Source organism: Gordonia sesuvii (assembly GCF_036350415.1).
Lineage (GTDB): Bacteria > Actinomycetota > Actinomycetes > Mycobacteriales > Mycobacteriaceae > Gordonia > Gordonia sesuvii.
In genome coordinates this window covers 201,091-223,650 of the sequence record NZ_JAZDUF010000007.1, presented here as the reverse complement: position 1 = coordinate 223,650, position 22,560 = coordinate 201,091, and the positions used below count along the sequence as shown (strand labels likewise).

25 protein-coding genes and 1 pseudogene are annotated in these 22,560 nt (G+C 67.5%); 14 read left to right on the top strand and 12 right to left on the bottom strand.

Translation table 11 applies throughout. From position 1 onward, the window contains the following. Window positions 1-19: 19 nt before the first annotated feature. The gene (locus tag VZC37_RS21020; protein WP_330435390.1) at window positions 20-523 is read left to right on the top strand and encodes a GNAT family N-acetyltransferase; all 504 of its coding nucleotides are present in this window, start codon (window positions 20-22) and stop codon (window positions 521-523) included. Window positions 524-535: 12 nt separating this feature from the next. Here VZC37_RS21020 and VZC37_RS21015 read toward each other — a convergent pair whose 3' ends face one another. After that, entirely contained in the window at window positions 536-1,138 is a 603-nt protein-coding gene (locus tag VZC37_RS21015; RefSeq protein ID WP_330435388.1) for a class I SAM-dependent methyltransferase, read from the bottom strand. 111 nt (window positions 1,139-1,249) lie between these two features. Between VZC37_RS21015 and VZC37_RS21010 the strand changes: the two genes are divergently transcribed. The 4 genes and pseudogenes from VZC37_RS21010 to VZC37_RS20995 all read left to right on the top strand — a co-directional run bounded on the left by VZC37_RS21010 (window position 1,250) and on the right by VZC37_RS20995 (window position 5,390). Beyond that, window positions 1,250-1,447 (top strand): type II toxin-antitoxin system VapB family antitoxin, encoded by a 198-nt coding sequence (locus VZC37_RS21010; RefSeq protein ID WP_330435386.1) that lies wholly within the window; start codon window positions 1,250-1,252, stop codon window positions 1,445-1,447. Further along, a pseudogene (locus tag VZC37_RS21005) lies at window positions 1,444-1,659 on the top strand (type II toxin-antitoxin system VapC family toxin); the annotation flags it as partial. The gene VZC37_RS21010 and the pseudogene VZC37_RS21005, both read left to right, overlap by 4 nt. Before the next feature lie 349 nt (window positions 1,660-2,008). Continuing rightward, the gene (locus tag VZC37_RS21000; protein ID WP_330435384.1) at window positions 2,009-3,274 is read left to right on the top strand and encodes an ATP-grasp domain-containing protein; all 1,266 of its coding nucleotides are present in this window, start codon (window positions 2,009-2,011) and stop codon (window positions 3,272-3,274) included. A 166-nt stretch (window positions 3,275-3,440) separates the two neighbouring features. Continuing rightward, window positions 3,441-5,390 carry a hypothetical protein gene (locus VZC37_RS20995; protein ID WP_330435565.1) on the top strand — a complete coding sequence of 650 codons (1,950 nt, stop codon included), beginning with the start codon at window positions 3,441-3,443 and terminating at the stop codon, window positions 5,388-5,390. 26 nt (window positions 5,391-5,416) lie between these two features. Here VZC37_RS20995 and VZC37_RS20990 read toward each other — a convergent pair whose 3' ends face one another. Then, on the bottom strand, window positions 5,417-5,914 hold the full coding sequence (locus VZC37_RS20990; protein ID WP_330435383.1) for a nitroreductase/quinone reductase family protein: 498 nt from the start codon (window positions 5,912-5,914) through the stop codon (window positions 5,417-5,419). A gap of 177 nt (window positions 5,915-6,091) precedes the next feature. Between VZC37_RS20990 and VZC37_RS20985 the strand changes: the two genes are divergently transcribed. Further along, complete coding sequence (locus VZC37_RS20985) at window positions 6,092-7,192, top strand: YihY/virulence factor BrkB family protein (protein ID WP_330435382.1); 1,101 nt, start codon at window positions 6,092-6,094, stop codon at window positions 7,190-7,192. A gap of 3 nt (window positions 7,193-7,195) precedes the next feature. Here the strand turns inward: VZC37_RS20985 and VZC37_RS20980 are convergent, their stop codons facing one another. The 4 genes from VZC37_RS20980 to VZC37_RS20965 form a co-directional block, all read right to left on the bottom strand. Beyond that, the gene (locus VZC37_RS20980; RefSeq protein ID WP_330435381.1) at window positions 7,196-8,092 is read right to left on the bottom strand and encodes a formate/nitrite transporter family protein; all 897 of its coding nucleotides are present in this window, start codon (window positions 8,090-8,092) and stop codon (window positions 7,196-7,198) included. 190 nt (window positions 8,093-8,282) lie between these two features. Beyond that, window positions 8,283-8,636 carry a Fe-S protein gene (locus VZC37_RS20975; protein WP_330435379.1) on the bottom strand — a complete coding sequence of 118 codons (354 nt, stop codon included), beginning with the start codon at window positions 8,634-8,636 and terminating at the stop codon, window positions 8,283-8,285. Window positions 8,637-8,697: 61 nt separating this feature from the next. After that, window positions 8,698-10,074, bottom strand: a complete 1,377-nt coding sequence (locus VZC37_RS20970) for a diacylglycerol/lipid kinase family protein (protein WP_330435378.1) — start codon at window positions 10,072-10,074, stop codon at window positions 8,698-8,700. Between the two features lie 11 nt (window positions 10,075-10,085). After that, window positions 10,086-10,547, bottom strand: coding sequence for a PNPOx family protein (locus VZC37_RS20965; protein ID WP_330435377.1), 462 nt, complete (start codon window positions 10,545-10,547; stop codon window positions 10,086-10,088). Window positions 10,548-10,664: 117 nt separating this feature from the next. Between VZC37_RS20965 and cynS the strand changes: the two genes are divergently transcribed. The 3 genes from cynS to VZC37_RS20950 all read left to right on the top strand — a co-directional run bounded on the left by cynS (window position 10,665) and on the right by VZC37_RS20950 (window position 12,778). Continuing rightward, window positions 10,665-11,117: a cyanase gene (gene cynS / locus VZC37_RS20960; RefSeq protein ID WP_330435375.1), complete on the top strand. Its 453-nt coding sequence runs from the start codon at window positions 10,665-10,667 to the stop codon at window positions 11,115-11,117. A gap of 77 nt (window positions 11,118-11,194) precedes the next feature. Next, window positions 11,195-11,566, top strand: coding sequence for a YciI family protein (locus tag VZC37_RS20955; RefSeq protein WP_330435373.1), 372 nt, complete (start codon window positions 11,195-11,197; stop codon window positions 11,564-11,566). 9 nt (window positions 11,567-11,575) lie between these two features. Then, entirely contained in the window at window positions 11,576-12,778 is a 1,203-nt protein-coding gene (locus VZC37_RS20950; protein WP_330435371.1) for an RNA polymerase sigma factor, read from the top strand. Between the two features lie 19 nt (window positions 12,779-12,797). On the opposite strand, the gene VZC37_RS20945 is transcribed toward VZC37_RS20950, so the two are convergent. From VZC37_RS20945 to VZC37_RS20935, 3 genes are all read right to left on the bottom strand, one after another. Then, window positions 12,798-13,004 (bottom strand): hypothetical protein, encoded by a 207-nt coding sequence (locus tag VZC37_RS20945; RefSeq protein ID WP_330435369.1) that lies wholly within the window; start codon window positions 13,002-13,004, stop codon window positions 12,798-12,800. Between the two features lie 150 nt (window positions 13,005-13,154). Next, complete coding sequence (locus VZC37_RS20940) at window positions 13,155-14,597, bottom strand: S1C family serine protease (RefSeq protein ID WP_431309467.1); 1,443 nt, start codon at window positions 14,595-14,597, stop codon at window positions 13,155-13,157. A 96-nt stretch (window positions 14,598-14,693) separates the two neighbouring features. Beyond that, complete coding sequence (locus VZC37_RS20935) at window positions 14,694-15,290, bottom strand: TetR/AcrR family transcriptional regulator (RefSeq protein ID WP_330435366.1); 597 nt, start codon at window positions 15,288-15,290, stop codon at window positions 14,694-14,696. Window positions 15,291-15,406: 116 nt separating this feature from the next. Between VZC37_RS20935 and VZC37_RS20930 the strand changes: the two genes are divergently transcribed. Then, window positions 15,407-16,441, top strand: coding sequence for an oxygenase MpaB family protein (locus VZC37_RS20930; protein ID WP_330435365.1), 1,035 nt, complete (start codon window positions 15,407-15,409; stop codon window positions 16,439-16,441). Window positions 16,442-16,762: 321 nt separating this feature from the next. Here VZC37_RS20930 and VZC37_RS20925 read toward each other — a convergent pair whose 3' ends face one another. Continuing rightward, window positions 16,763-17,467 (bottom strand): guanylate cyclase, encoded by a 705-nt coding sequence (locus tag VZC37_RS20925; RefSeq protein ID WP_330435364.1) that lies wholly within the window; start codon window positions 17,465-17,467, stop codon window positions 16,763-16,765. Window positions 17,468-17,501: 34 nt separating this feature from the next. Here VZC37_RS20925 and VZC37_RS20920 point away from each other — a divergent pair, with 34 nt between their 5' ends. Together VZC37_RS20920 and VZC37_RS20915 are read left to right on the top strand one after the other, a co-directional pair. Beyond that, window positions 17,502-17,681: a hypothetical protein gene (locus tag VZC37_RS20920; protein WP_330435362.1), complete on the top strand. Its 180-nt coding sequence runs from the start codon at window positions 17,502-17,504 to the stop codon at window positions 17,679-17,681. After that, window positions 17,678-18,724: a PHP domain-containing protein gene (locus VZC37_RS20915; protein ID WP_330435360.1), complete on the top strand. Its 1,047-nt coding sequence runs from the start codon at window positions 17,678-17,680 to the stop codon at window positions 18,722-18,724. The genes VZC37_RS20920 and VZC37_RS20915 overlap by 4 nt, the downstream gene beginning before the upstream one ends. Window positions 18,725-18,787: 63 nt before the next feature. Here the strand turns inward: VZC37_RS20915 and VZC37_RS20910 are convergent, their stop codons facing one another. Beyond that, on the bottom strand, window positions 18,788-19,612 hold the full coding sequence (locus VZC37_RS20910) for an ABC transporter permease (RefSeq protein ID WP_330435358.1): 825 nt from the start codon (window positions 19,610-19,612) through the stop codon (window positions 18,788-18,790). Further along, entirely contained in the window at window positions 19,609-20,523 is a 915-nt protein-coding gene (locus VZC37_RS20905; protein ID WP_330435356.1) for an ABC transporter ATP-binding protein, read from the bottom strand. Before VZC37_RS20905 ends, VZC37_RS20910 begins: the two co-directional genes overlap by 4 nt. A 133-nt stretch (window positions 20,524-20,656) precedes the next feature. Here VZC37_RS20905 and VZC37_RS20900 point away from each other — a divergent pair, with 133 nt between their 5' ends. Next, complete coding sequence (locus tag VZC37_RS20900) at window positions 20,657-21,820, top strand: sensor histidine kinase (RefSeq protein WP_330435355.1); 1,164 nt, start codon at window positions 20,657-20,659, stop codon at window positions 21,818-21,820. After that, window positions 21,817-22,470: a response regulator transcription factor gene (locus tag VZC37_RS20895; protein ID WP_330435353.1), complete on the top strand. Its 654-nt coding sequence runs from the start codon at window positions 21,817-21,819 to the stop codon at window positions 22,468-22,470. The genes VZC37_RS20900 and VZC37_RS20895 overlap by 4 nt, the downstream gene beginning before the upstream one ends. Window positions 22,471-22,560 lie beyond the last annotated feature (90 nt).

Below are 22,560 nucleotides of genomic sequence, written 5' to 3'. Positions count from 1 at the left end.
TCGCGCTATACCTGCACGTGTGGACGATGCAGCCGACATTGCGTTCCGTTCCCTGACGGCCGGCGACATCGATCTGCTCGTCACCGCGACGTTGGAGAACCTGAACTGGTCTGGCCCGCGATTCGATCGAGACGACGTCTGGGCTCGACCGGAGTTTCGCCGCTATGCCGAGTTCGACTCTGCCCGTGGTGACTTCGGTGTGGTCGCGCAGCATGGTCGGGAGCCGATCGGGGTCGGCTGGGCGCTGTTCCTGCCCACGGAACATGCCGGCTACGGCCACGTCGACGACCGCACACCCGAGTTCAGCCTGTGGGTGGCGTCGCGGAGCCGAGGCCGGGGGCTGGGGCGAGAGATCGCAGAACGGCTCCTCCGCGCTGCGCGGGACCGGGACATCGCCGCGGTGAGCCTCTCCGTCGAGCCGGGAAATACGCGAGCGCGGGGCCTGTACCGATCCCTCGGCTTCGTCGACGTGGCGGGACGACGAGACGACGGCGTCATGATGTGGACGGCGCCCGGCTCGTGAAAACGAACGGAGTCACTCGGCGCGAGCGGCGAGAGCGGCGTGCGGGCGGACGCCGGCGTGGCCGGGGCGGCTGAGACGTTCGAGTTCGGTGAATCCGGCCGTCGCCAGAACGTATGACATGGCGTCCACCGGCCATCGAAAGGCTGTCGCGACCTTGTGGTCGAAAGGCTCGACCTCAGGTCCTTCGAAGAAGCCGACAACGAGGACCCCGTCCTTCGCGATTACTCGGCGGAACTCGGTGAGCACCTTGCCGAGTGCGGTCGGCTCGAAGTGGATCAGCGAGTACCAGGCGAGGATGCCGCCCAAGGAGCCGTCGGGAACATCGAGCGTCCGCATCGACCCGACCTCGAACTCCAGATGTGGCCAGTTCGTGCGGGCGTTGTCGACGAAGGCCGGCACCACGTCGAGGCCTCGGATCGTCACACCTCGACCGGACAGATAGGCGGTCAGATGTCCCGGTCCGCACCCGGCGTCCAGCACGGTGCCTTCGCAGCGTCCGAGATGCCGCTCGAGGAACGCGAGGTCGAGGGCATCGACGGCGGCAGTCGAGCCGAACAGTCCGATGTAGGAGTCGGAGATCGCAGAGTAACTGTCTGCGATCTCCGACTCCGGCACGCTCACAGTCTACGAACCCACGTTCTGCAGCCTTGGTTTCTGTGCGATCTCGTTTGAGGGGCCCGTGCTGCATCACAGCATGACATTGTTGATGTCATTGGAGGTGCGGACATGAAAACAACGGTCACCATCGACGACGAACTGCTCGCCCGGGCGGCCGAGCTCACGGGTGTTCACGAGAATGTCGCCCTACTCAGGCACGGGCTGCAGACGCTGATCAGGGTGGAGAGTGCGCGGCGCCTCGCCGCTCTCGGCGGGACCGATCCAACTGCCTCGTCCGCTCCGCGGGGTCGCTCGGCCAACCCGTGATCCTCGTCGATACCTCCGTGTGGATCGATCACCTGCACTCCACCGAGCCGCACCTGGTCGACCTGCTCGGCATGGATGAGGTCGGTTGCCATCCGCTGGTCATCGAAGAGCTGGCACTGGAGTCGATCAAGGACCGCGCAACCGTGCTCGATCTCCTCGGCAGCCTGCGCGGGTTCCCGAACGTCGGCCATGAGGAACTCTTGCTGATGGTCGACTGTGACAAATGGTCGACCGCGACAAAGCGTCACGTCGGCGCTTCTGGTGATGGTTCTAGTGTCCCGCACCGGAAATTCGTTGATGATTTCGACGTCCAGGCGGCGCCTCGCTTCGTTGGCGTCGTCGCAGGTACATCCAGTACCTGCTCCTCCGCCGCCTCGCGATGCATCCACCTGGACCGCCGAACTCATGAAACGAATTTCCGGCGCGGGACACTAGCACCCCGACACTCGGCGACCGGCGCCCCCGGCGAAGGTCCTCCGCAGGGCGCTTCATTCACACTTCGGTACGGTTGGTCGGAGTACGAAGCATGAACCGCGCACGAATCCGAGCGAAAGGACATGCATGACCGCGCCTGCGACGACACCGAAGGACGCGCCTGCGAGGACGCCGAAGGACCCCTCGAAGGGGTACGTGGCACTGCTGGGTTGGAGTCTGGGGGCCATCGAGGCCCTCGATCGATTCGACCGCCGATACGTGGTGGTGGCCCCCGAATGGGCCGAAGAGTATTGCGCCGAGCACGACATCCCCTACCTGTCGTGGAACTTCGAGCGACTCAACGACCGCTCGATGGAGATCGCCGAGACGCTGCAGGACATGGGCGTCGACGTCGCGATCCCGCTGTTCGAGGAAACCGTGGAGTGGGCCGGGGCGATCAACTCCGTCCTGATGGACAAGCCGCGGCTCTTCGGACAGGCGATGCTCCTGCGTGACAAGGCGCTGATGAAACGTCGCGCGCAGCTCGGCGGGATCCGGGTGGGGATCTTCGAGGAGGCGCACGACCGCGACGACGTCGTCCGTTTCCTGCGTCGCGTCAACCAGACGCTGCTCAAGCTCGACGGCGACCCCAACGACCCCATCCACCTCAAGGCCTTCGACAAGGCCGGCTGCCTCGGCCACCGGGTTATCCGGACGCCCGACGAGGTGGACACCATCCCCGAGGAAGAGTTCCCGGTGCTGATGGAATCGCATCTCGACGGCTGGGAGTTCGCTGTCGAGGCGTGGATTCACAACGGAAAGATCAAGTTCCTCAACATCTCCGAGTACGTGACCCTCGGGTACTCGGTGTTCGTGCCGGCGACCCCCGAGTTGGAGAAGTACCGTCCGGCGATCACGGCGCAGATCGAGAAGCTGATCAAGACCTTCGACATCGACTTCGGGTTTGTGCACCCCGAGTACTTCGTCACCAATGACGGCGAGATGTACTTCGGTGAGGTCGCCTACAGGCCGCCGGGCTTCAAGGTGTTCGAGCTGCTCGAGCGGGCCTACGGTTTCAACGCCTACCAGGCGCTGGTGCTCTCGTTCGATCCGAAGACCACCGAAGAGGAGATCGACGCGTTCTTCCCGCGCGAGGTGGTCGACGCGAGTGGTGTCGCAGGCTGCTTCGGCGTGTATCCGCGTCGTCGCGTGGTCTCGCACCTGGAGGTCCCCGAAGAGACGGCCGACGACGACTACTACGAGACCAACGACCTCTCCGAACCCCTGGAGGAGACCGTCACCAAACGCACCGCGTTCGGAACCCACTGGGGTCTGCTGTACTTCTTCGGAGAGGACCCCTACCGGATGCGCGATCTGCTCAAACGGCAGGAAGAGCTCGATTTCTACGTCTGAGATTCCGCCGTCCGGGACGGCGCTGCGCGGCGACGACCGGCCGCGTGGCGTGGATCGTGAGAACAAAAGGGTGCCCGTGCCATCTATCGACCACACCGACACCGGCCGTGCCCAGGACTCTCGCCTGGCCTCGAGGATCGATCAGCTCGACCACGCCATCACGGCGATGGCCGACGCGCCGGACTTCGCCAAGCCGGGCAAGCTGCGTCGCGTATTGGACGCGTTGCGGCGGGTGCTGACCCAGGAGGGCGGCTGCTCGACGGTCCGGAACAGAGCAGCCGTGCTGGAGCGTGCCGGCGTCTTCGCCGGGTCGGACTGGGATCAGCCGGCGATCCTGGTGCCGTCGCTCGCCGGCCCCAGTCTGCACAGCGCGCAGACCGACACGGTGATCCTGGAGTCGACGAGTGAGCTTCGGTTGGTGGCGATCGCGGCGGGCGATTACGAGCACCCGGACCTGACCGCCGACGACGCCCGGCGGTTCCTGTCCCAGGTGCTCGCGTTGAACCTCGATCTGTTGCTGGCCGCGCCGTCGGAGACCGAACGGGCCCGGCAGGGCGGCGCCGGGCGGGTGGCCCGTGGGGTGTTCGCCTATGTGCTCGACGAGATCGGGTACGACAGCGTGCTCGACGAGCTGGTCGAGGAGATCTGGCGAATCCTGCGTCAGCGGCCCATCCAGGTCGATCACGTGAAGGCGATGGTGACGCGGATGGCCATCCATCGCAGCGACCCCGACGTCGATCTCGGTACGGCCGCACAGGGTCTCGACCGATTGACGACCGCGCTGTTCGGCCCCACCGAGGCCTGCCGCGAAGACCCGGGGGTCGACGTCTACCTGTCGCGGCTGTCGGCGATGGATGCCGAGGGGCTGGAGTTCGAGGCGCGCGGGTTCGCGCGGGCCATGCACGACACCGGTCTCGTGTCCGGCTATCACGCGGTCCTCGTCCGGTTCCTGGTGGAGGACAACGTGTATCTGCTGCCGGAGGCGTTGGGCCTGTCGGAGGTGGGGCGCAACTGCCTGTTGCGCTACTCCGATCTGGTGCACGAGCTGATCGTCCGGACGGTGCAGCCGCAGCATGCGCAATGCCTCTACGGATTGGCGTTGCTGCTCGACCGGGGCATCCTGCACCAGCCGCCCGTCGTGCCATCGCTGTGGCGGCAAGTGGCGCTGCGACTTTCACCGGACGTGCGGGAGCGGTTGGCGTCGGCGTTCGGTCCCGCGACCGAACCCGAGTCGCTGCTGCTCGGGGGCCTGCTGTCGATGTTGGGGCAGCCGCTGGGGGTCGGGCAGGGAGATAACCCGACGTGCCAGTCGGCGCGCGCGTTGTCGATGTGGGCATACAACGACCCCGACTATCTGCTTCAGGTCGTCGCCTGGGCGGCCCGCGACGACGAGGTGGTCGCGCATTTCGAAGGGCAGGCGATCTCGTCGACCGAAAGCGTCGGTGGTGTTGCCACCGCCGACCCGATCGACCTCGATCCCGTGTCGCTCCTCGTGGTTCCGCATCTGGACCGGATCTATGCCGAGATGGTCCGGCGCTGCGCCGACCGTCCGGGCGACCCGCACCGGTGGGTGAATCCGGAGTTCCACGGCTGGTGGTCGGCGCGAGGTTTCCGCATCAACGTGGATGTCGCCACCGGCGACATCATCGACCTCGACGACTTCGTGCGGCAGTTCTATGCGGCCTATCATCCGGCCTTCAACGGCAATCAGCCGCTGATCCACCCGCAACCCGCGGGCATCGCCTTCACCGACAGCGCAGCGCGCTACGTCGGCTGGCATGCGATCACCATCCTGCGGGTCGCGACCGACCCGGCCGGCGACATCCGGGTCTACTTCTTCAACCCGAACAACGACAGCGGGCAGGACTGGGGCGACGGCGTGGTGGTCGGGACGGCCGGCAACGGCGAGCGCCCCGGCGAGGGATCGCTGCCGTTCGCGCAGTTCGCGTCGCGGCTCTACATCTTCCATGCCGACCCGCTCGAGGACGGCGCCACCGGCGACGTACCTGCCGAGGATGTCGCGGAGGTTGTCGGCTACGTCGAGCGCAGCTGGGGTGCCGACCGCACGATCCGGCCACAACAGGAGACGCCGGCTGGTGTCGATCACTCTAATTGACCGATACCCGAGCGGCATGTTGGTGGTCACACGGGGGTGAGCCGCAGCACGGGGATGGTGCGTCCCAGTGATGCTGTCGTTGCTCGGTAGTCGGCAAAGCCCGCGTACACGCGCTCAGCTGCGGCGAAGAGTCGACGGTAGTCGATCGGATCCGCCACAGTCGCGGCGGTGAAGGATTCGTCGCCGAGCCGACAGCTCGGGTTGGCGAGGAGGTTGTGGTACCAAGCCGGATGGCTTTCTCCGCCGAAGTTGGACGCGATGAGGATGACATCGTCGCCGTCATGGAAGTACAGCACCTGGGTTTCTCGCCGATGCCCCGAGCGCGCTCCGGTGGTTTGCAGCGGTGCCGTCGGCACAGACCACGTCGGTGGGTATCGTCCGCGGGACAGGCGGTACAGCGGGGGATCTATCCGGGTCGCGACGTGGCGGGCAAAGGCACGGCCGGCGCGCGATCGGCCAAAATCCGTCCAGAATCGGTAGACCCTGCTGCGCGGAGTGTTCGGATCGACTCGTCGGAGCGGCATCGGTGACTCTCCATCGCCCCCGTAGGGGTCAACCATATCCCCGGCCACCATGATCACCCAGCGAACGCTCGTGCGGCACCCGCTGGTGTCGAGCGTTCGGACGACACGGGTGCCGGAGGCCGAGGACGGTGACCACGGCGGAGGGGCGGGATCCCGGGCTTCGGTACGGTTGCCTCGATGCGTGCGTTGTGGGAGCGGTTCCGTGCCCGCCTGCCGCGGCGTGTGCGTTCCGCCCTCGATCTCGCCGTCGCGACCGTCAAGGACTCCGGCGACGATCGCATCACCGGGCTGGCCAGCGAGATCGCGTTCTGGGTGCTGTTGAGTCTGCCCGCGGTGACGATCGCGATGGTGTCGTTGGCGGGGCTGCTCGACCCGGTCCTGGGGTCCGACGCGCGCGTCCAGCTCATCGAGCGGATCGAGGAGATCGCCGGTCAGGTGTTCCGTCAGGCGACCGTCGACGACGTCATCTCGGCGATGCTCGATCAGCTGTTGATCGAGGGTTCGCCGTCGGTGTTCTCGCTGTCGTTTCTGATCGCGGTGTTCACCGCCAGCCGGATCCTGCGCGTCGTGGTCCTCGCCGTGACCATCGCCTACGACCTCGACGACGAACGTCCCACCTGGATGGCCCGGGTGCTGGGCTTGGTGTTCTCTGTGATCGGTCTGGTCATCGGTGTGGTGCTGGTGCCGTTGGTGGTGGCCGGTCCGCAGCTGGGTTTCATCGTCGAACGGCGTTGGGGGCTCGAAGGTCTGATGCTGGGCGAGACCTGGACCGTGGCGTACTGGCCGGTGGCGATCGTGGTTCTCACCCTGGTGGTGGCCGCCCTCTTCCACTGGGCGACACCGCGGCGGACGCCGTTTCATCGGGACCTGCCCGGTGCGCTGCTGGCCACAATCGGTGGTCTGGCGGTGAGCGCAGGTCTGCGCCTCTACACCGGTAACGCCTTCGGCGGGGATGCGGTCTATGCGCCGTTGGCGGCGCCGCTGGCCATCCTCGTCTGGGTGTGGCTGGTGGCGATCGTGCTGCTGTTCGGTGCCGAACTCAACGCCGAGATCGAGAAGGCGCATCCGGCCAACGGCTGGCCACCGCCGCGGCGACGGTCACCGGTCGAACTCGGCACCAGTGGGCTCGCTCGCGTCCGCAGGATCGCACGTCGACGTGAGGTCAGAACACAGTTCGTCCCCCGGGATTCGCCAGACTCCGTCAGTTCGAATGATTGCCGAGTTTCGGAGAGGGGTTGCGAAGTCCCGGGGGACGAACGGCTCAGAGATCAGAAGTGATGGTCAGGAATCGGCGACGACGGCGCGTTCCTTGGCGTCGGCCTTCTTCTCCGCGATCTCTTCCTGCACATCGATCTCGGTGGTGCCCTCCGGGAGCCGTCGGGACGGCCCGGTGCGGTAGTGCGTCGCGTAGAGCATGATGCCGACGAAGGTGAGACCGCCGACCAGGTTGCCCACCACGGTGGGGATCTCGTTCCACACCAGGTAGTCGGCGATCGAGAAGTCGCCGCCGAGCATCAGGCCGGAGGGGAACAGGAACATGTTGACGATCGAGTGCTCGAAGCCCATGTAGAAGAACAGCATGATCGGCATCCACATGCCGATCACCTTGCCCGGCACCGACGTCGACATCATCGCGGCGACCACACCTGTGGAGACCATCCAGTTGCACAGCACACCGCGGATGAACAGGGTCAGCATTCCGGCGGCGCCGTGCTCGGCGTAGCCGACGGTGCGTGAATGGCCGATCTCACCCAGCTGCTGTCCGATCGCGTCGGGTTCCACGCTGAAGCCGTAGGTGGCGATGATCGCCATGAACAACGCGACGGTGATCGCGCCGAGGAAGTTGCCGACGAAGACCAGGCCCCAGTTGCGCAGCATGCTCTTGACCGTCACGCCTCGACGTTTGTCCAGCAGCGCGAGTGGCACCAGGGTGAAGACGCCGGTGAGCAGGTCGAAGCCCATCAGGTACAGCAGACAGAAGCCGACGGGGAACAGCACCGCGCCGAGTAGTGGCTCGCCCGTCCGAACCGTGATCGTGACCGCGAATGCCGCGGCGAGGGCGAGGATCGCGCCCGCCATGTAGGCGCGGATCAGGGTGTCCCGGGTGGACAGGAATGTCTTTGCCTCGCCGGCATCGACCATCTGTTTGGCGAATTCGGCGGGCTTCACATACGACATGCGAGCTCCTCAGGTAGGCAGTGAACGCCCGCCAGTCAATCGAGCCGGAATGTCGGTTTTGTGTCAGGGCGACGAAACGGTGTTACATCCTCCTCACGATGGCCCCGAACCCGTGTGATGTTGCGCGGCTGGGGGAGCGGCACTGTGACGCGGCGCACGAAAGTGGGTTCACGCGGGGGGATCTCGCCGATCACCAGATGACGGCGATCCCCGCAGCCGTCACCGACAAGACACCGGCCGCGACGAACAAGGCCCGGGGGACGGGCTCGCCCGTCCTGCGTTGCCGGGCGCTGCCCATCCCGAGCACGCCACCGAGGACGAGCAGGATGGCCAGCTTCACGGCGATCTTCGGGTAGTTGAGGTCGATGCCCGCGGGCCACGGCGCGGCGAGAGCCAGGCCGGTGAGCAGGGACAGGAGCAGGCCATAGTCCATCAGCCGGGTGAAACGGAACCGGCGCGCGGCCGCCTCGGCCGCCCAGGCACCGAACGTGATGGCGAAGCCGACGATGTGCAGCAGGACAACGACGTTGCGTAGTAGTTCCACGCGACCAGATTATCCGACTCGAGCAGCGGCCACTACGGACTCGGGGGACGGACTCGAGTCGTCAGAGGCGTGCCTCCTGACCTGCCGCGACATCGATCAGCGCGCGCACATTGACGTCGCGGGCCTCCCGTCGTGCGGCGGCGGTCCGGTTGTCGGAAGGCACGAGCAGACGCAGACCGCGGGGGTGGCTGCGCAGGGTCAGCGGCGTGGTCAGCTCCATCGACTCACCATCGATGCCGGTGGCCGCGTGGCCGCTGCGGGAGTGGATCACCACGGACTCGGTGGTGAACTCGTGCCAGAACGGGCTGGTCTTGCGAAGCCCGAACGCCGAGCGCGCCATCAGCCGCGCCGCCTCGGCGGCCGTGGAGGTGGACACCGCGATCACGCCGAGTGTGCCGGTGTCCATGCGCCGACGCGTGGCGGCATCCAGCGATGTCGCGGTGACGTAGGGGTTGTTCGACACCAGAATCATGAACGCGCCGTCGACCTCGCGGCCCGACGGTGCGGTGAACTGCAGGTCGAAGGGCTGCGCGGTCGGGCCCAGCAGGTCGGGTAACAGCATCGCCGCGGTCTGCGCCTTCTCGTCGCGGTAGGACTCCTCGGCCACGATGGTCGCGTAGACACCGAGGGAGACGTTGTTGACGAAGAGGCGGCCGTTGACGGTCGCATAGTCCACTCGGCGCTCCACGGCGTCACGAAATGCCCGCAGGGTGGTGCGAGGGTCGGCGCGGTCGAGTCCGAGGTCGAGAGCGAAATGGTTGCGCGTCCCCGCGCTGACGCACACGAACGGCAGATCGTGCTCCACCGCGACGGAGGCGACGAGGGCCTGCGAACCGTCCCCGCCGGCCATCCCCAGGCAGTCGGCCCCGGAGGCCACCGCGTCCCGCGCGATCTGTTCGAGATCGTCGCCCGGCTCGAGTACCACCGTCTCGACACCCAGTTCGGCTGCCGCCTCGCGGATTCCGAATCGCTGCACCTTCCCGCCGCCGGAGCGTGGATTGCAGATCAGTACCGGCTTGGCGGGTGGTCGGGATTCGCGTCGACGATCCAATGCGTGCAGGTCCGGGACGAGCGCGTACCTGGCGCATGCGATCGACACACCGAAGACGAGGACGGTGGCCGTCAGACGAACGACGATCGCGTCGAACGCGAGCAGCGCGTGACCCATCGCCCACGTGACGACCACGAGACCCGCGACGATGGCCATGGCGCCCCAGATACGTCGTCGATCGCGTTCGGTGACCACCCACCACGCGCCGGCGACCGCGGTGAGCAGCCCGGCCACGGCGACGACGACCGATGCGACGCTGTGCACCACGAAGCCCACCGACAGCGCCAGGAAGACGCCGAGACCGATCAGGGAGACTATTGCGCCGACGCGACGTCGAGGACCCGGTCTGCCGACCGCGTCGGGGTGATCGGTGGTGGAACGGCCCATTGCGTCACCGCTCAGCGAGGGTTGAGGCGGAACGACCGCGCGCCGACCGCGTACAGGCGATGCAGGTCGTCGGCGTCGGGTGTCCCGTCCGGGTGGATCGTGACGTTGTTCATCTTCGCGAACTGCGGTTGGCCGTGACAGATCTCGCCGTAGTGGGCGACGACGTCGGCCTCGTCCGTGAATGCCTCGACGTCGGCGGTCTGCCGGTGACGTCGCAGCCTGATCTCGATCGGGGTACCCGTCTCGAGGTTCTTGCGCCACGGGAAGTGCGTTCCGATCAGCAGCGCGTCACCGACCCGGGTGTAAGCCACCGGGAGGGTGTAGAGCCGGCCCGTCCTGCGGCCCACGATATAGAGGGTGAGCAGCCGACCGCTGACCAGTGTGTGCAGAACCGGGGTGGCCAGCACTCCTCGGACGAGCCGATTGGCGGCGTCCTGATACTTCATCTTCTGCGGCGCATCCGGGCTCGTCACGACAGTCAGGGTACCCATCGGCGACGTGCCGGTGACCGCTCCGCGCCGGTGCTCGTGTGGCGGACATCGCCGGCGCGACGCAAGGTGGGAGGACCTGAACCCGAACGAGGAGAGCTCATGACCGCTCCGATCATGCCCAAGTCCGATGCCGCCGATCTGATCGTCGCGGCGCGAATCCGGCAGGGCCTCAAGTGGTCCGACATCGCCGAACGCATCGACGCACCCGTCGTGTGGACCGTCGCCGCGTTGCTCGGCAAGCATCCGGTACCCGCGGACAAGGCCACCATGGTCGTCGAACTGCTCGGTCTGGGTGAAGGCGTCACGGAAAGCCTCATGCAACAGCCGACACGGGTGGCCGACGACGCGGCCGCCACGGATCCGACGATCTATCGGTTCCATGAGGCACTCGCGGTCTACGGGCCGGCGCTCAAGGAGCTGATCCACGAGGAGTTCGGCGACGGCATCATGAGCGCCATCAACTTCAAGGTCGATGTGTCCCGCCGCCCCGATCCCGACGGTGACCGGGTGGTGGTGACCTTCGACGGGAAGTTCCTCGACTATCGGTGGTGATGTCGATCTGGAGGATCGTCGATCGTCTTGATGGTGTGGCTCCCGACACGGGGAGACACTGAGACGAGGAGGACATCATGCGATTCGCACTATTGATCAACAACGCCGAGCCGGAACCCGGTCAGGTACCCGATGAGGCCATCGCCGAGATGCAGGTCGCGATGAGTGCCTACACCGACGCCCTGAACGCCGCCGGCGTCCTGGTGGCGGCCGAGATCCTCGAGCCGACCGCACGCACCCAGACGGTGACACGCCGCGATGGGGACCTGCGCGTCCAGGACGGTCCGTTCGCCGACACCCGGGAGGCCTTGGCAGGCGTCTTCCTGCTCGACGTGCCCGACCGCGACGCGGCGATGACGTGGGCGGAGAAGTTGCCGGCGACGCAGTACGCGGTGGTGGAGGTGCGTCAGGCCGCGCTGTCATGTGTCGACGGTGCCTGGGCGCACTGAATCAGTCGTGTGACCACGAGCTCGGCATCCGAGGTCGCGGAGCGTGCGGCCCGGGAATCCTACGGTCGGTTGCTCGCCGCGCTGGCGGCGGCCACGCACGATGTGGCCGCCGCCGAGGACGCGCTCGGTGACGCGTTCGAACGAGCCCTGCGGCGCTGGCCGGCCGACGGTGTGCCGACGGACCCGGACGCCTGGCTGCTCACGGTGGCCCGCAATCGTCAGCGCGACCTGTGGCGTTCGGCGGCGTTCCGCACCGCGGTGCCGTTCGACGAACTCACCCACGACGGTGTCGCGCCGGACGGCATCGTGTCGCCGTTGCGTGACCGTCGGCTGGAACTGCTTCTGGTGTGCGCGCATCCGGCGATCAGCGCGGGTGTGCACGCACCGTTGATGCTGAACACCGTCCTGGGCTACACGGCCGAACAGATCGGGCGCGCGTTCGCGATACCGACGTCGACGATGGCGGCGCGGCTGGTGCGCGCGAAGCGTCGCATCAAGGAGCGGGCGCTTCCGTTCCTGGTGCCGTCGGGTGACGAGGTCGGGCGCCGGGTGGCTCCGGTGCTCGAATCCGTCTGGGCGGCTTTCAGTATCGAGTGGCCGACCGTCCCGCGTGAACGGCGAGCGCTGTTGCTCGGTCTGGCCCGGGTGATCAGCGAGGTGTTGCGCGATGATGCCGAGGCGCACGGGCTGGTGGCCGCGATGGAGTTGTCGTCGGCGCGGCTACCGGCCCGCACCGACGACGACGGCAACTTCGTCCCGTTGTCGGAGCAGGACCCGGCGCGGTGGGACGCCGACCTCATCGCGGATGCGCACGGTCATCTTCGTGAGGCCCACCGGCTGAGGTCGATCGGACGGTTCCAGCTCGAGGCCGCGATCGGGGCAGTGCACTGCGCGCGACTGCCGGGCCGTCCGCCCGATTGGGACGTGCTGCGCAGACTGCACGAGTCACTGCAGGCGATGGCGCCGACTCTCGGCGGCGCCGTCGCGCTGGCGGCCGTCGTCGCCGAGACCGACGGCCCCGCAGCGGCCCTCGCTCGACTCGACTCGGTTGCCGGGGTGCACCGGTTCCAACCGGCGTGGGTGACTCGTGCCCACCTGCTCGAACGGTTGGGACGCGACGACGAATCGTCGGCGGCCTACGCCAAGGCGATCGACCTGACGACCGACACCACCGAACGCGCGTACCTGACACGGCGCCGCGCGGGTCTGTGACGGTCGCGATGCACGCGGGTCAGCCGGGGAGGCTCGTCACCGCGAGCACCACGAGGGCGGCGAAGCACACCACCAAGAACGCCGAGCGCCATGCCAGGGCCGTGACCGGTTTGTCGATGCGGGCCGGATCGGACCCCATCGGGCGGGTGCTGGTGCGGTCTGGGCTGTTGCGGTCTGGGTCGGCCCGGGGCGGTCGGGGCGTGGTCGGGGATTCGATGACTGCCATGACGTGTGTCCTCTCGGAAGGTCGTGGAAAGACCATCGCGTCGGCCGCTTGGATCGCACTTGCGGCCGGCTTGGGCGGCACCGGAAGACGTGGAACGCCAACGGCTCCGTCGATCGATCGACCGACGGAGCCGCCCCGCTCCCCGGGGTATCAGGGCACGAGTCCGTACCCGCCGCCGAACGGCAGTCGCGGCTGATTCGACTGGCCGCCGGATTCGGGAATGGTGGTCTGCGCACGATCGACGGCACTGCCCAGCGTCACCTGCACGGTGCGGGCGTCGTCGCCCGAACCCACGGTCAGGGATACGGTGTCGCCGGGCGAGTGGGTCAGCACCTGGGCCATGAGGTCGGCATAGTTGCTGACCGGGGTGTCGGCGACCTTGGTGATGACGTCTCCCTCAGAGATGCCGGCGTCGGCGGCAGCGCCACCGGGCTCGACGCCCGCGACCTGTGCCCCGGGTGCCGATCCGTTGGCAGCCGCAAGTGAACCCGTCACGCCGAGAACGGGTTTGGTGGCCTCGCCGTTCTGCAGCAGTTCGTCGCCGATCCGCTTGGCCTCGTTGACGGGGATTGCGAACCCGAGGCCGTAGGCCTGCACACCGCCGGCGGTGGCCTGCCCGGTGTTCACCGCGGAGTTCACGCCCACCACCTCGCCTTGCAGGTTCACCAGCGGCCCACCGGAATTCCCGGGATTGATGGGGGTGTCGGTCTGCAGGCCGTTGTAAACGGTGACGCCTGAGCCGCTTTCGTCCGCGGCGGTCACGGTGCGCGACAACGCACTCACGATGCCCGACGTCACAGTGTTGGAGAGGTTCTCCGGGCTGCCGACCGCGACCACCTGCTCGCCGACCTGCAAGGAGTCGGAGTCGCCGAGGGTGGCGGGGGTCAGGCCGGAGGCGCCGTCGAGTTTGATCACCGCGAGGTCGTAGGACGGTGAGGTGCCGGTGATGTTCGCCGTGTACGCCTTTCCATCGCCGGTCGTCACCTGGATGGTGTTTCCGTTTCCGGCCGCGGCGACGACGTGGTTGTTGGTGAGGACGTAGCCGTCGGGGGACAACACGATCCCGCTACCCACAGCGGTGCCCTGTCCGGTTGCGACCTGGATGTCCGCGGTCGACTTGGAGGCGACCTGTGCGGCATAGGTGACCGAGCCGGGTTTCACATCGGCTGCCTGGCGGGCGTTGTCGGGCTGTGAACTCAGGACGGGGACCGCAGCAGGCGAGGCGTTGTCGAGCAGGGCACTGCCGCCGACGCCGACGGCGCCGCCGAGCAGACCGGCGATCAACGCTGTCGCGATGATAGGCCGGGTGACGACCCGCGACCGGGGCGCAGGGCCGTGGTGAGGGGCGGGGCCGTGTTGCTCGGTGGGGCCGTACGGATGTTGTCCGGTCGGCCAGGGTTGCTGTGGCCCAGCGGGGTATGGCCCAGCGGGGTGCGGGGCAGAGGGATATGGGGCAGAAGGGGATTCGGCAGAGGGGGATTCGCCAGTGCGGTCCCCGGTTGTCGCGGGGATGGGCTCGGTGGCCGGCTCGGGGTCGACAGCACTGCGCTCGGGCCCGCGATCGTGGTTCCCGGTGGGATGAGGTTCGTTCACGACACCACGATGCCGATCGAGGTTGAGAATAAGTCAAGAGTGGGGATGCGGATTCGCTGACAATTTCCTGCGTCGCATCTCAGCGAATTCCGAGGTTCACCGCAATACGAGGGCGACGGTGCGATCGACCACCGCGTCCAGATCGTCGCCGAGCGCGCCGGTGAGCCACTGTTGTGCGAGTTCGGCCATGGCCCCGGTGAACATCGCGGCACCGGTGCGCAAGGTCAGCGGGTCCGGGGCCGGCCGGGTGGACGCGGTCTCGGCGAGCACGAGATCCATCAGCAGATCCTGGGTCGCCGCACGCCGGGCGGTCAACACGGGGTGCGCACGCCCCTCGGTGAACAGGATCCGGCCGCATCGGGGATCGTCGGAGGCGAAACCGAGCACCGCCCGGACACCTTCCGACGTTCGTGTGCGAACGGACGATCCGGCCGCCGACATCGCCTCGGTGACGCGGACGGAGAGCCGTTCCGCGACCATGTCGTATACGGCGCCGAGCAGTTCATCGGTGTCGGTGAAACTCTCGTAGAAGTATCGGGTGTTCATCCCGGATTCCCGACAGACCGATCGCACTGACAACCCGGCGGCACCCGCGGCGCCGAACACCTCGAACGCGGCGTCGATCAACAGCGCCCTCCGCTCGGTGCGGCGATCGGTGAGTGGCACACCTGCCCAGCGGGTCGGACTCGACATCGACCCAGCGTACGACGAGGTCAGCAAGATGGAAACCAAAGTCTGGTCACGGCCGTCACCAGAATCTATGCTGGAGCCATCACGTCACGCCGTCGAACCCAGGGAAGGACCGGGACATGCCGTTGACATTGGGCGCACCATCGATCCCGAACGTGCTGCCGTTTCCGCTGCCACACCAGTTGATGGGGATGTGGCTCAACGGTCGTTTCGACGACGCGGTACGCGCGAAGTTCTTCCGCGGCATGCAGTTCGGTGAGCCCGAAGGTGACCCGGGGTGGTTCGGCCCGGACAGTGCGACCTGGTACGTCCACGCTCACACACCGACGCTGATCTTCGGGTTGCAGTGCGCCTCGTACCTGGAGCGCCTCGACCCGAGCATCTTCTGGATGGGCGTCCATCATTCGCGGCTGGTGGAGAAAGCCGACGACGGCGAGCCGACCGGCCGCATCGACCCCGCCGGGGCGGCGGTCCGCCTCGGACACTCGCTGGCGTTCTTCATCGGTACCGCGTACGGCTCGACTGACACGGCCGAGAAGCTGGCGAGGACGGTGCGCGCGATGCACCACACCATCAAGGGCACTCGCCCCGACGGGCTCGCCTATGACGCCGACGACCCTGACTGGCTGCGCTGGAACTATGCGACGGTCGTGTGGGGGATCGCCACCGCGCACGAGATCTACCACCCGCGGCCGCTGCGTGGCGACGCGCTCGACCGCTACTACGCCGAGTTCGTCCGGGTGGGCCACGCACTCGGCGGTACCGATCTGCCGGCCACCAAGGCCGATACCCTGGCGTGCCTGGAGGAGTACCTGCCCAGACTTGCTCTGACACATGGCAATGCGATTGCCACGGGCATCAACCTGACCAACCCGGCGCAGGGGGCGGTGGACTGGGCGATCCGCGACACGATGCCGGAGTGGGCGGCGCAACTCGTGATGCATCGCCCGCCGAATCCGATCGAGCGTCGGGCGCGGCGCAGTGTGGTGTGGAGTGCGCTGAACGGTCTTCAGGCGAGTATGGGGGAGCTGCCCGAGTTCGCCGCGGCACGCGCCCGCGTCGCCGGCGGTGTCACCATCGCGCACACCGAGCCGCAGTACGTTGTCGGCACCGATCCCGCACTGGACCGAGCCGAGGTCGAGGCCGCTCTCTGATCGGGTTCGTGCCTTTTGCCACTATCGCCTCTAACCGCTGGTCGAGTAGCCGCGTCCTTTCGCTGGTCGAGTAGCTGCGAGCCGCTAGGCGAGCGGCGTATCGAGACCTCTTCGGCTGCACGGGATCTCGATACGCGACTCGCCTAGCGGCTCGCCGCTACTCGATCAACGGAGGGACACGGGATCTCGATACGCGACTCGCCTAGCGGCTCGCCGCTACTCGATCAGCGGAAGGGAGGGAACGGGAGGCGAGGGGAGGTGTGCGCTACTCGATCAGCGGGAGGGACGGTGCCCTGCCGATCAACGGAGGGGCGGACGGTGTCAGCGCCGCACCGCGATCTCTTCGCCGAGTCGGAATCCGGTCGCCAGCGGCAGGTCGTCGCCGCTCCAGAAACGTCCCGGATCGAACCAGCTGGAATCTTTCGACGCGTCGAGCAGACCCATGTCGGTGTAGGTGATCGCCACGACCTCGGCGCAATACGCCGACTCGAGACCGGCGTCGTGGGCGTGTCGGCGCGCACGCCGGTCGCGGGCGAGCCGATCGAGATACGGGATGCCCCGGACCACGTCGACACTGTTGGGCACCCGACCCCGAAACCACCGTCCCGCCAAGCGTGCGGTCGCCGGGAACGGCGTCCCGTCCAGGCGGGCGATCACCTTCAGCAGGCTGTCCTCCTGCGCGGCGGACACATCAGGGGTGAGCTGGCGGAGCCAGCAGTCCTGGTCATAGCGATCCATCCACTGCCGGACCGCCTCGCGCGCATCGTGTAACTGAACACCGCGGTGATTGCTGCCGGTCCAGACGTCGGTCAGCTTGTCACCGAGCTCGGCATGCCACAGCAGGGGCGGCAGATCATCGATGGCGACGGTCATCGCCACGTGGTTGACCGGCGCGTTCGTCAGGGTGCGGATGGCCCGGTCCGGTCCGGAGCGTCCGCGGAACAGCCACACGTCGCCGGTGCGCGTCACGTCCAGGGCCTCGTCGAGATCGATCCCGCGGTCGCCCAACTCGTCGTCTGTGCGCACCAGAGCAGACTAGACGAGCCACTATCCTCGAGCCATGCGCAACGCGTGGAGGTGGTTGGGACTCGCCGGTGCCGTCGGGGTCGCGGCGGGTGGTGTGCTGGTGGCCCGCGATCAGCGTCAGCGCAACGCCTACAGCGCCGACGACGTCCGTGAACGGCTGCACCGACGCCACGAAGAGGCCCAGGCCAGAGACGCCGCGGACCCACCGTCGTGAGGGGCCTGCCGCAGCTCACCGCACCGGTCGACCCGGTGGCCGCGCTGACCCGCATCGCGTGGCTGCTCGAGCGTGACCGGCAAAGCACCTATCGGGTCGAGGCGTTCCGGAAGGCGGCCCGCGCCGCCGCCGAGGTCGGCGACGACGAGCTGCGCCGACGCGCATCGGCGCGCACACTCACCGACATCCGAGGTATCGGCAAGAGCACCGCAGCGGTGATCACCGAGGCGGCGGCCGGTGAGGTACCGGGATATCTGCAGCAACTCCAGGACACCGCGCCGGCATCGCTCGCCGAGGGCGGTGACGATCTGTACGCGGCGCTGCGTGGCGACCTGCATGCACACACCGACTGGAGCGACGGCGGAGCATCGCTGGACGAGATGGCTTCCGCGGCAGCAGCGCTCGGCCAGGAGTGGCTCGCGATCACCGATCACTCGCCACGATTGACCGTGGCCAACGGACTCAGCGAGGAACGACTGACCCGCCAGCTCGACGAGATCGAGACCCTGAATGATCTGCTCGGCGACGAACTCCGGGTGCTCGCCGGTATCGAGGTGGACATCCTCGACGACGGGACCCTGGACCAGACCGACGCCATGCTGGACCGGCTCGACATCGTCACCGCCTCGGTGCACTCGAAACTCCGGATGGACTCCGCCCCGATGACACGTCGGATGGTCGCCGCCGTCTGCGACCCGCGGGTCAACGTGCTCGGCCACTGCACGGGCAGGCGCGTGGTGCGGGGCCGGGGCGCTCGGCCGCCGTCGCAGTTCGACGCCCGAGAAGTGTTCAGCGCCTGTGCCGAGCACGGCACCGCGGTGGAGATCAACTCCCGGCCGGAACGGGTCGATCCACCCGACGAACTGATCGCACTGGCCCGTGACCTCGGGTGCCTCTTCGCGATCGACTCCGATGCGCACGCGCCCGGTCAACTGGACTTCAAGGCGCTCGGCGCGCACCGCGCCGAAGAGTTCGGGATCGAACCGGATCGCATCGTCACCACCTGGACCGTCGACCGCGTGATCGACTGGGCAGGAACATGACAGCCGACCGGCGGGTCCCGGGAGAATGGACCCGCCGGTCGGCGTGTGCGCTCGGCACCGAGGTCACTTGACCTCCGAGCGCAGTACGCGGATCACCCCCAGCGTCAATGGGATGGCGATCCACACGATCGCGGAGACGGCCAGCCGGGCCCATTCGCCGCCGGTGGCCCACTCGCCGGACTGGAATGGCAGCAACGTCAATCCCGTGTCGACCCATTGTCCGAGGTTGTCGGCAAACCACGGCACGAGTTCGGTCATCAGCATCAGGGCCGTCGGTAGGGCGAAGTAGGCGACGATCGCGCCCGGGGTGTTCAGGATGAGCGCGGCGAAACCGAATCCGAGCAGGAGCCCGAAAATCTGCAAGAGGAACGAGTTGAACAGGCCGGCCGCGGTGAACGACCAGGCGCCCGCCGGATCGGTGTAGATGATGTCGGCGATCACCGTGGCGACCGCGCCCATCGTCAGCGCGATGATCACCGCGGCGACGCCGGTGATCAGCGCTGCGAGCAGCTTGGCCGTCACCACGCGTTCCCGTCGCGGCTCCATCGTGAATGTGGTCAGCGCCGCGCGTTGACTCCACTCGCCGGTCACCAGCAAGATCGCCAAGACCGGCAGGATGATCCCGGTCGGGATGTTCATGACACCGAAGAGCTCACCGAAGTTGAGGTTCTCCGGACTGTTGCGCTCCGTGATCAGCATCGCCACTGCGACGACGACCGACAAGACACCGATCGACGCGGTCAGCCAGAAACCGGCCCGCGTGTCGACGAGCTTGCGGAGTTCGACGAGGGTGAGTCGGCTGAGCGGGATCGGCCTACTGCGCACGTCGAGATCGATACTCGGCGCGGGTATCTCGGTGCGGGTGCGGACGGGGTTCTGGACGGTCATGACGGGACTCCCTGCAGGACGGGTTGTTCACGTTGGGTCTGTTGGGTCAGTTCGAGGAACATCTCCTCGAGTTGCGCGCCGTCGCCGGGGCGCAACTCCATCAGGGCTATCCCCGCGGTGGCCGCGACCCGCCCGACCTCCTCGGGTGCGGCTTCGGTGGTGAAGCCCCCATCGGTGGCCGGCAGTGTCCGGATACCGGCACCCGCCAAGGCAGCGGCGAGCGCGGCGTCGTCGAGCGAGCGGACCCGCGTGCCCTGCGCGGCGAGCAGATCGGACTTGGTGCCCTGGGCGACGATCCGCCCGTGACCGATGACCAGGATGTCGTCGGCGATGATCTCGATCTCGTGCAACAGGTGCGACGACAGCAGGACGGTCCCGCCACGATTCGCGTAATCGCGCAGCAGGGTCCGCATCCAGTGGATGCCCGCCGGGTCGAGGCCGTTCGCCGGTTCGTCGAGGATCAGGATGTGCGGGTCACCGAGCAGCGCGTTGGCGATCCCGAGCCGCTGGCGCATGCCGAGCGAGTAGTTGCGGACGCGCCGGTTCGCCTCCTCCGGCGTCAGGCTCACCATCTCGAGCATGTCGTCGACGCGAGACCGGTTGACGCCCAACGTCATCGCGGTCAGCCGGAGGATCTCGGCGCCGGTGCGTCCGGCGTGCTGCGCCGACGCGTCGAGCAGGACACCCACCTGGGTCGCCGGGTTGGGGATCTCGCGATACGCGCGGCCCCCGACGGTCGCCGAGCCCGAGGTCGCCGGGGTCAGCCCGGCGATGATTCGCATCGTGGTGGATTTCCCCGCACCATTCGGACCGAGGAAGCCGGTGACCTGACCGGGCGTGCAGGCGAACGAGACGTCGTCAACGGCGGTGTGGTCGCCGTATCTCTTCGTGAGGTTTTCGACAGTGATCATGACGTCCATCGTCTTTCGCCGGCATACCCGCCCGCATCGGCCGTGCGGACAGAATGTGGATAGCCGAAAGTCGGAGACGACTCTGGCCGCACGGTTGAGGTGACCCCGACAAGACCCCGATTACGGTGTAGGGGTGCGCCCCGAGGACTATCAGCCGCGTCTGTCGGCGGCCAGCCACGTCTGGCGTCTCGCGCTCATGCTGCTCATCTCAGCGGTCGCGTGGGGTTCGCGCGTCGGCTACCAGTGGGAGCAGGCGCGCTGGTGGTTCGTCGCCGACCTCACCATCGGTCTCCTGACCTACGTCGCCGTATGGTTTCGACGCTCGCACCCGGTGGCCGTAGCCACTTTCGGCAACCTCGCCACCGTGATGTCGGCGAGCGCGGCAGGTCCGGCCACGCTTGCGATGGTGTCGCTCTCGACCCGTCGCCGGTGGCCGGAGATCATCCCGCAGGTGGTCCTCGCCCTCGTGTGTGGAGTGGTCGCCGAGGAGTTCTTCAACGTGCCGGATGTCGCCGAACCCTGGATTCTCCGCTACGGCATCATGCTCACGGTCATCGCGACGATGGTCGCATGGGGCATGTACATCGGGTCCAGGCGTGAGCTCCTGGCCAGTTGGCGGGCGCGTGCCATTCTCGCCGAGTCCGAACGGGATGCGGAGATGCGTCGGGCCCGTTCGGTGGAACGCGCACAGATCGCGCGTGAGATGCACGACGTTCTGGCACACCGGATCTCGACGGTGAGCATGCATGCCGGTGCGTTGGCGTTTCGCGAAGACCTCGGGCGCGACGAGATCCGTGCCACGGCCCAGACCATCCACGAGACGTCGCGGCTGGCCCTCACCGAACTGCGCGAGGTGCTCGGAGTTCTGCGCGAGGGGCCGGGCGACGCCGATCCGGAGTCCCCACAGGCGGTGCCCGCCGATCTCGATGCCCTGATCGAGGACAACCGCCGCAACGGGATGCGTGTCGAATACCTCTGCACCGCCGATCTCTCCGCACTCTCGCCGGCGGTTTTCCGTACCCTCTACCGGTGCCTGCAGGAGGCACTCACCAACGCCCGCAAACACGCACCGGCCGCCACGGTGACCGTGCGGATCAAAGGTGACGAGTCGACGGGAGTCGACCTGCTGGTGGACAACCCGCTCCCGCTCCGGGCGGAAACGGTCACGCCTCCACCCTCCGGACTCGGACTGGTGGGTGTGGCCGAACGTGTCGCGCTCAGTGGCGGCCGACATTCCGCGGTGCACACCGACGACCGCCACTTCGTCTTGCACGTGTGGCTACCGTGGCATCCATGACAGCGCGCATCATGGTGGTCGACGACGATCCGCTGGTCCGGTCCGGATTGCGTCTGCTGCTCGGTGGGGACCCGGAGTTCGAGGTCACCGCGGAGGCCGGCAACGGGCGTGAGGCCATCGACCGGCACACCGCCGAGCCCGTCGACATGCTGCTCATGGATCTACGGATGCCGGTCATGGACGGCATCGCGGCCACGGGCGAGCTCAAGGCCTTCGACGACCCGCCCGCCGTGATCGTGCTGACCACCTTCGACGCCGACGAGTACGTGGTGCGTGCGCTCGCGGTGGGGGCCGACGGATTCCTCCTGAAGGACACGTCCCCGCACGACATCGTCGCGGCGATCAAGAACGTGCTGCGCGGCGAGCCCGCACTCAGTCCCTCGGTGACCGCGACGCTGATCAAGCAGGTCGTCGACGGGGGCGCGAATCGTCGGTCGCCGGAGGCCCGCGACGCTGTGGTCACGCTCACCGACCGGGAGCGAGACGTCGCGATCTGCGTGGCGAAAGGAGCGTCGAACGCGGAGATCGCCGCCGAGCTGTTCATGAGTGTGGCGACGGTGAAGGCCCACATCTCACACATCTTCGCCAAGCTCGGCACCACCAATCGGGTGCAGGTGGCGATCATCCTGCACGACGCCGGGCTGGCCTGACCTGCGCGCAGGTGACGCGGTGGTGGCGCACCGGTTCGATCGTGTGGACACTGGAGGGCACACGGCTATCACGCCGACCCGCGCTGTCAG